The following is an 8,026-nucleotide window of genomic DNA, read 5'->3' on the forward strand; positions in this document are numbered from 1 at the left end:
ATGAAAAAGATATTAAAGAAAAATGCACATATCTTTTCGAAATGAGCAATAGAAACTTGCTAAAGGCATATATATTAATCTCTAAATCTTTAAGTTGAACAAAATACTATTCTTGTTTGTAATCTATATAGTTGTATGGACTATGTTGCTCTTTGAATAAATAATTCTATTTTTTATCTTTAGAGTGAAATTTATAGTGAAAACAGCAAAGCTCTTGTTACAATAATAATGTGGCAAGGTTTTTTTTATAACCATTAATAAAACTAATTATTTATAACTAGTTCTTTTACCACATGTTTTCAATCAAGAGTAGGAGATGAAGCTTTGCAACACCTGATTCAGCAGTTGTGAAAATGGCAATTAATGCTATCTTTGTATCATTATTCATACCAAACAGGAATGAGCATAAGCAAAAAATATAGAGTCTTTCTTATGATAATAATTTGTTGCAACTTATAACAAAACTTCGGTTGTGATGCTGACTACTGATGGTAATGATAATGATAGTACAAACAAGAAAAAATAATATATATGAATGATATTGAACAACAGTTGGGAGAGTTTCTGGCAAATCTAGGGATTGCAAAAGATGACTTAGGAATTACAGAGAAATATATATTAATCGGTGTTTTAGTATTCATTGCCTTTTTGGTCGATTATCTATGCCGTTTATTCCTGGTGCCTGTTGTGAAGAAACTTACTATGAAGACTCAGGTGAAATGGGACGACTATATATTCAACGATAAAATGTTGAATAATGCATGCCACCTAATTCCGGCCATTATTCTCTCGATTACATTACCAATGGTATTGGATGTTGACTCAGATGCTTATGCTGTATTTATGAAACTTATAGAAATCTATTTGGTAATAGTTTCTGTAAAGTTGATATGTACATTTCTTACCTCTCTATATACCATTACAAGTGAGTATGAGGAGATGAAAACACATCCTCTTAAGGGAGTTTATCAGATGCTTAAAATAATTGTAGTATCTATTGGTATAATAATTATTATTGCAAATCTTATAGAGAAAAGCCCGATGTCGATACTTACAGGTCTTGGTGCTTCGGCTGCAATACTTATGTTGGTGTTTAAGGATTCTATTATGGGACTTGTGTCAGGAGTCCAACTATCGGCAAACGACATGCTTGCTCCTGGTGATTGGATAAGCATGCCAAAGTATTCGGCGGATGGCATTGTGACGGAAGTGACTTTGACTACTGTAAAAGTACGCAACTGGGATAATACCATAATAACTGTTCCTCCTTATGCACTTGTCAGTGACTCATTTCAAAACTGGAGAGGTATGCAGGAAGGTGATGGAAGACGTGTAAAACGTTCTGTAAGTATAGATATGAGAACAATACGTTTTTGCACAGATGAAGAGATTGAATACTTTATCAAGAAAGGGTGGATAAACAAAGATGAATCAGCTAAAGATAAGTTTATCAATCTGTCTGTATTCCGTAGCTTTATGGAAAACTACCTTCGTAATAATCCTGACGTTAATAAAAACATGACTCTGATGGTACGTCAGCTTCAATCCTCATCAGAAGGCTTGCCTATAGAGATATACTGCTTTACTACAGATAAGGAGTGGATAAAATATGAAAAGGTACAGTCTGATATAATTGACTACTTTATAGCTATGTTGCCTCAATTCGGCTTGAAGGTATTCCAACGCTCTACAGGTGATACTAGTCAATCACAATCTATAGCTGGATAGTAAAAACAATACGATAATTTATCATCTTATTTAATCTCTTTATCTTCTTAAGATAGAGAGATTTTTTGTCTATACTCTATATCTATTTGTCCTAAGCTTTAGGATATTAATCCTAAGGCTTAGGATAAGTATCCAAAGGCTTGGGATAAAGATTTATTCGTTCAGGGAGAACGTTTTTTACGAAAGTATTATATCAAATTGTAGATAGTGATATAATTATAGACGAAGTCCTGTCCATAATGGTTATGGGCAGGACTTTGTATTATTATTGTAATCACTTATTGGAGTGATATTACAAGCTTTTATGAGTGCAGTTCAAGGATAAATCTTGTTCCCTTTTTGTAATCTTCATCAATTCTTATGTTACCATTAAGCTTGAACGCGATTATTGAGCATGATGGCAAGCCAAGTCCTGAACCTTCACTTATGTCATGAACTTGTGTGAAAGGTTTGAAAATAGAATCATATCTATCTTTGTCAATTCCGCAGCCTGTATCAGTAACCATGAATTGACCAGAATGAGCACTTCTCTTCTTGAACTCCAGTGTTATCTTACCGCTCTCAGTGTAAATGGCTGCATTCATAAGCAGATGAGAAAGTATTTTTTCAAGGGCTTCTGGATTTGTGTGGATTGTAACTCTAGGAACATTCAATACAGCTTCTACATTTGGCTTGAAGTTCACCTTGGCTTCCTCCATAATTCTTTCACATAAGCTATTTATATTAATATCCTGTTGCGGATATTTCTCATCTTTTGTCTCTTCAAGAGATATAAAAGAGTGTATGTCTTTAGTAAGATTCTTTAAAGCCTCTACGCTACTCTTTACTACATCGGTAGATGGATATAAGGCAATTTTTTCACTTATTCTGTCAAGAGTAGGATCAATCTGTGCACTGATATTACTAATGAAATGAGATTTCTGGTTATTGTTCTCATTTGCAATAGCTAAACTTGTATTAAGTTTCTTGTACTTACTTACATTCTTGAAAAGAAGTCCTAACAAGAATAGGACTGCAACAGCCAATACAGCGCAAAGAACACAAAGTGATATGATTATAAATATATTTGTCTTGATAGTTCCCTCTTTATCTTTCAAAGAGATCTGAGTAGTGTCATATTTCTCCTTAAGAGTGTTGAGTTCAACTGTTGTCTGTACCTTATTGATTGAGTCCTGCCAAGCTGTGTATAGCTTCTTCATTGCTATTGCTAGTGGAGCATTGTTATTCTGTCGTGCATAATCTATCATCTGCTTGTAAGTATCTCCAATTGCAAGACCTTCCTTACCTTTTGAACGTAGGTTAACAATCTTTTTATATGCTTCTATACTCTTCTCCACCAAACCGTAAGAGTGGTAAACTGATGCTTCTGTAAACAATAAGTCCTCTTTTATAGCTTCTGATTTAAGCTTCGTAGCGTAGTCATTAAGTATAGCAAGATAGTTTTTGCTCTGATCCCATTTCTTGATATTGGTATACATGCGCAAGCGCTCTTTATTCACTAGGTAACGAAGCTCATAATTTGGTTTGTTCTTTTCAACTTCGTCCTGAAGTATAAATTCGTCCATCGCTCTGCATATTGCAAAAGCCTCTTTATACTTAACATTTGCAGTATACGACTGGCTTAACTTTATGCCTTCATTTACAGCCTCTTTATATTGCTTGTTTTGTATTAGTCTATTGAATGTATTACCGGTTGTTGCTTGTGCAGTAATTTGCTTTTCATTGCTTTTTAACTGAGTGGTGTTTTGTGCTTGAACACTAAGAATTGAAAGGCAAAATATAAATAGAAAGGAATATGTTTTCATGTCCAAATACTCTTTTTTGCAAATATAGTTTTTATTTATCAGAATGGTAAAGAAAAATATTTTTTTATAATCAGATTTTACTGAATAGCTTTATCCATGTAAGTTTCTTCCAGATATATTCCAGAGGTCCCTGTTTGTGGCTAGTCAGCCAACGTCTGCTAGTGTAAAGAAGTAGTACAAATATCATTACACCTATTACTAGAGATACGCTTGCTCCTGTATACTTATATAGTCCGAAACCGAATCCATAGAATAGAGTTACACCGATAACAGATTGAGTTATGTAGTTGGTCAGACTCATACGTCCGAAAGGTATGGTTATTTTCTGCCATCTATATCTATCTTTCTTCTTGAACCATAACAGACAAAAGCCTGATACATAGATTGCCATCATTGAGAAGTTCATAAGAGATGGCAAAACTATTTTGAATGGTATCATCATAATGTTGCTGTCAACAAGTTTCACGCACCATATGTTTATGATGTAAAGTGGTACGAAAGCTATAGCTGCACACTTGAGAGCTTTCTTCCAGAATATATGCGAATCAGCTGTGTTGACAAAATACTCTTTTCTCCCAAGTAACATTCCTAAATAGAAAAGGCCGGTAGCCTGTAACAATCTTCCATTCTCAACTTGCCATAAGAAACTGAATAGCTGTCCCTCTACTATATTGGTTTTAATGAGATTCCAAAGGCCGTCGTTCATGGTTGAGCCTATTGAGATTGTGGCATACTGTTCATACATGTCGGGTGATGGTTGATATCCCGGCACGCAGATGGCATATATGAACTTTATCCATTCCAAAGGTTGTAACAGGAGTATTATTGCAATCCATAATACTGCCTTGTCTTTCAGATAGGATGCGGGTATTAGGAATAGCCCAACTAAAGCATATAGTAGAAGGATGTCACCATTATAAAATATTGCATGTAACTGTGCAAACATTGCAAGAAGAACCATTCTCCATGCAAATCTTAATTTGAAGCTATCTCCTCTTTTCTGTGCATTTCTGAGTTGGATGAAGAAGCTGAAACCAAACAATAATGAAAATATAGCGTAAGATTTACCACCAAAAAAGAAAAACAGAGTGTCCCATACTCCTTGGTCGACAGATTGCAGCCATGAAGGGATAAATTCAGGCTTGAAGTAAATATTGTAATGTTCTAGATTATGTAGGAGTACTATCCCTAAAAGTGCAAATCCACGTAGTGAATCTACAACGCTAAGCCTTTCGCTTGGCATCAATGTGTTTTTCATTATGTTAGAATTTCTATGTTAATTAAGAATTGTAGATGTGAATTTACAAATAAACAACAAATTCCCAAAACAAAAACAAAAAGCCGACTTTTATCAACACCCAATTTACCAATGTTTATAAGTAACTGTATTAGCACAGTTCTCACTTAGCTGCTTGTTCCATTCAGCAGTACCGGTTTAACTGTCAGCATAACTAGTTATATAGCTATTAAAGTATGAAGAAACCTATTAATAAATTTATTATTAAAAAAAGATGAAATGAAATTTATTCCCTTTACTTCTCTCTTCATTAAAAGTGAACCCCTCCCAAGAGAAATTCTTTAGTTCATCTATATTCTCTATTCTGTTTTCAAGAATATACTTAGTCATTTGGCCTCTGCACATCTTTGTATAAACCACTATTGTTTTTAACTTATCTTTTTTCATAACTTGAAATTCAGGATAAATAATGTTTATTTTCTTTTCAACTTTTTTCCAATGAAAAAGATCTTTCATTTCCTCACTTGCCAGATACACTAATGTCCCTCCGTTTTTGTTTACAAGATCAATAAACAGATCTGTAAGCTCATTCTTCCAGAAATCAAACATACTTATTCCTCCATTCTCGGATAACTTTACATTACCTTCAAGGCGGTAGCTTTTTATAGTATCAAAAGGTCTGAGCAGACCATAGAGGAATGAGGTTATTAGCAGATGATCCTGTGCATATGCCAGATCTTCTTGCGAGAGTGTCTTTGGATTGATATTTCTGAATACAGTGCCGGTATATGCAAAAAGAGCAGGGATGGGTTGAGGCTCCTCCGAGAGAAAATCTCTATATCTGAGGTGGTTCTTTAACGCTATGTCTGTGTTAACGTAAAGCATGCTTGCCAACTCTTCCGTACTACGTTCAGAGAGTTCTATACTTTCTCTTATCGCATACTCTTTGAATATTGGTGTTGTGGTAAAGGGAACATTATATGTTGCCTTATCTGACATAGTCTTAGCACAAGAAATCAATATCATCATAATTGTAAGATTTATTGTCTAAATATAACAATAGGTTTGGAAGAATTTATAATTTTGCTGAAACAGTTATATATGAAACTAATATAATTATACAATGAAAAAGATAACACTATTGTTCATCTCATTTATAATGAGTTTGATAGTTAATGCTCAAGAAATGGAGATTGGAAGTCAGTTGCCTGAATTCTCTTTGGAATCTTCTATAAACGGGAATTTGAAATCATCTGATCTTAATAATAAAGTTGTTCTTGTAACATTATTTGCAACATGGTGCGGACCATGTCAGGCAGAACTTGCTGAAGTACAGAATGTGCTATGGCCAAAATTTAAGGATAATAGTCAGTTTGCAATAGTTGTGATAGGCAGGGAACATACCGAAGAACAACTGAAAGAGTATAACAACGTAAAGAAGTTTACTTTCCCGCTATATCCTGATCCAAAGCGTGAGGTTTATTCTCTTTTTGCTGATAAAACAATTCCAAGAACTTATCTATTCGACAAAGAGGGAAAGCTGATTTATTCATCAAAAGGATATTCAGAAGAGGAATTTAATTTCCTTTTACAAAAAATTGAAGAAAATCTAGAGAAATAAAAATTTGTTAGTGTTGCCCATTCTATCTATCTTTGTATCATAAAGATATAGTACTTATAATTCAAAATGAAAAAAGAAAAGGTAATTCTGACCGGTGATCGTCCAACCGGTCGTCTCCATATTGGCCATTATGTAGGCTCTCTAAAACGCAGAGTGGAACTTCAAAACTCAGGACAGTACGACAAGATATTCATATTTATAGCTGATGCACAGGCTTTGACAGATAATATTGAGAATCCTGAAAAAGTTCGTCAGAATGTTATTGAAGTAGCTCTCGACTATCTATCTTGCGGACTTGATCCTACAAAGTCTACAATATTCATACAGTCTCAGATACCTGAACTCTGTGAGCTGTCATTCTATTACATGGACCTTGTTTCAGTTTCCCGTCTGCAGAGAAACCCTACAGTGAAAACAGAGATTCAGATGCGTAATTTCGAAAGCAGTATCCCTGTTGGATTCTTCACATACCCTATAAGTCAGGCAGCTGATATTACAGCTTTCAAGGCTACTACAGTTCCGGCAGGTGAAGATCAAGAGCCTATGCTTGAACAGGCTCGTGAAATAGTACGTCGCTTCAACTATATATATGGTGAGACTCTAGTAGAACCAGAGATACTTTTACCTACAAATCAGGTATGCTTGCGTCTTCCTGGTACTGACGGCAAGGCTAAGATGAGTAAATCACTTGGCAACTGTATCTATCTTTCTGACAGTGCAGACGAGGTAGAAAAGAGAGTGAAGAGCATGTTTACCGATCCTACTCATTTACGAGTTCAAGATCCGGGTAAGCTTGAAGGTAATACTGTATTTACCTATCTTGATGCATTCAGTAAACCTGAACATTTCGGCCTCTACCTGCCTGAGTACAATAACCTTCAGGAGCTGAAGGAACATTACCAGAGAGGTGGGTTAGGAGATATGAAAGTTAAGAAGTTCTTGAATTCTGTTCTTCAGGAAGAGCTCGAACCTATCAGAAATCGTAGAAAAGAGTTTGAAAAAGATATACCTGCTGTTTACGATATGCTTAAGACAGGATGTGAAAAAGCACGTGAAACAGCCAGTGCTACTCTTGATGAAGTTAGAAGAGCAATGAAGATAAACTATTTTGATGATATGGATCTTATTGCAGAACAAGCTAAGCGCTTTAATCAGTAGTAACATTAATTTTAATCATAAATATTATACTCCCGATAATTCTTAGATGGACTTTCGGGAGTTTTTTTATTTTTATGGTGGCATACTAGAAAGGATGTCATTTTTTCTGAATTATTACTCCAGTTAAAATGGTAGTGAAAAACAGGATATTAGCATTGTGGATAAAAGAAATTAGAAAAAATCTCATTCGTAAAGTTGGTAGTTATTATTAAAAAACCTATCTTTGCATCGCTTTTGAAAACAAGAGGCTTAAGGGCGTTTAGCTCAGCTGGTTCAGAGCATCTGCCTTACAAGCAGAGGGTCGGCGGTTCGAATCCGTCAACGCCCACTTATTTCTTAACCTCTTGTTGATATTTTCGGGCGTTTAGCTCAGCTGGTTCAGAGCATCTGCCTTACAAGCAGAGGGTCGGCGGTTCGAATCCGTCAACGCCCACCCGAAAATATATTAAATGTCATAAAGGGCGTTTAGCTCAGCTG

6 protein-coding genes and 2 tRNA genes are annotated in these 8,026 nt (G+C 35.2%); 5 read left to right on the forward strand and 3 right to left on the reverse strand.

Going from position 1 to position 8,026, the window contains the following annotated elements; genetic code table 11:
- Nucleotides 1-531 precede the first annotated feature (531 nt).
- Nucleotides 532-1,728 (forward strand): mechanosensitive ion channel family protein, encoded by a 1,197-nt coding sequence (locus JCM15092_RS12990; protein WP_024995035.1) that lies wholly within the window; start codon nt 532-534, stop codon nt 1,726-1,728.
- Between the two features lie 302 nt (nt 1,729-2,030).
- Here JCM15092_RS12990 and JCM15092_RS12995 read toward each other — a convergent pair whose 3' ends face one another.
- The 3 genes from JCM15092_RS12995 to JCM15092_RS13005 form a co-directional block, all read right to left on the reverse strand.
- On the reverse strand, nt 2,031-3,533 hold the full coding sequence (locus JCM15092_RS12995) for a sensor histidine kinase (RefSeq protein ID WP_024995036.1): 1,503 nt from the start codon (nt 3,531-3,533) through the stop codon (nt 2,031-2,033).
- Between the two features lie 70 nt (nt 3,534-3,603).
- On the reverse strand, nt 3,604-4,791 hold the full coding sequence (locus JCM15092_RS13000) for a DUF418 domain-containing protein (RefSeq protein WP_024995037.1): 1,188 nt from the start codon (nt 4,789-4,791) through the stop codon (nt 3,604-3,606).
- A gap of 243 nt (nt 4,792-5,034) precedes the next feature.
- The gene (locus JCM15092_RS13005) at nt 5,035-5,799 is read right to left on the reverse strand and encodes a YaaA family protein (RefSeq protein ID WP_024995038.1); all 765 of its coding nucleotides are present in this window, start codon (nt 5,797-5,799) and stop codon (nt 5,035-5,037) included.
- Nucleotides 5,800-5,893: 94 nt separating this feature from the next.
- On the opposite strand from JCM15092_RS13005, the gene JCM15092_RS13010 reads away from it, so the two are divergent.
- The 4 genes from JCM15092_RS13010 to JCM15092_RS13025 all read left to right on the forward strand — a co-directional run bounded on the left by JCM15092_RS13010 (nt 5,894) and on the right by JCM15092_RS13025 (nt 7,982).
- Entirely contained in the window at nt 5,894-6,391 is a 498-nt protein-coding gene (locus tag JCM15092_RS13010) for a TlpA family protein disulfide reductase (protein ID WP_024995039.1), read from the forward strand.
- Between the two features lie 66 nt (nt 6,392-6,457).
- The gene (trpS, locus tag JCM15092_RS13015) at nt 6,458-7,549 is read left to right on the forward strand and encodes a tryptophan--tRNA ligase (RefSeq protein ID WP_024995040.1); all 1,092 of its coding nucleotides are present in this window, start codon (nt 6,458-6,460) and stop codon (nt 7,547-7,549) included.
- Between the two features lie 253 nt (nt 7,550-7,802).
- Nucleotides 7,803-7,877, forward strand: a tRNA-Val gene (locus JCM15092_RS13020).
- A gap of 30 nt (nt 7,878-7,907) precedes the next feature.
- A tRNA-Val gene (locus JCM15092_RS13025) sits at nt 7,908-7,982 on the forward strand.
- The last annotated feature ends 44 nt before the right edge of the window (nt 7,983-8,026 follow it).

Source organism: Phocaeicola paurosaccharolyticus JCM 15092, assembly GCF_000613805.1.
GTDB lineage: Bacteria > Bacteroidota > Bacteroidia > Bacteroidales > Bacteroidaceae > Phocaeicola > Phocaeicola paurosaccharolyticus.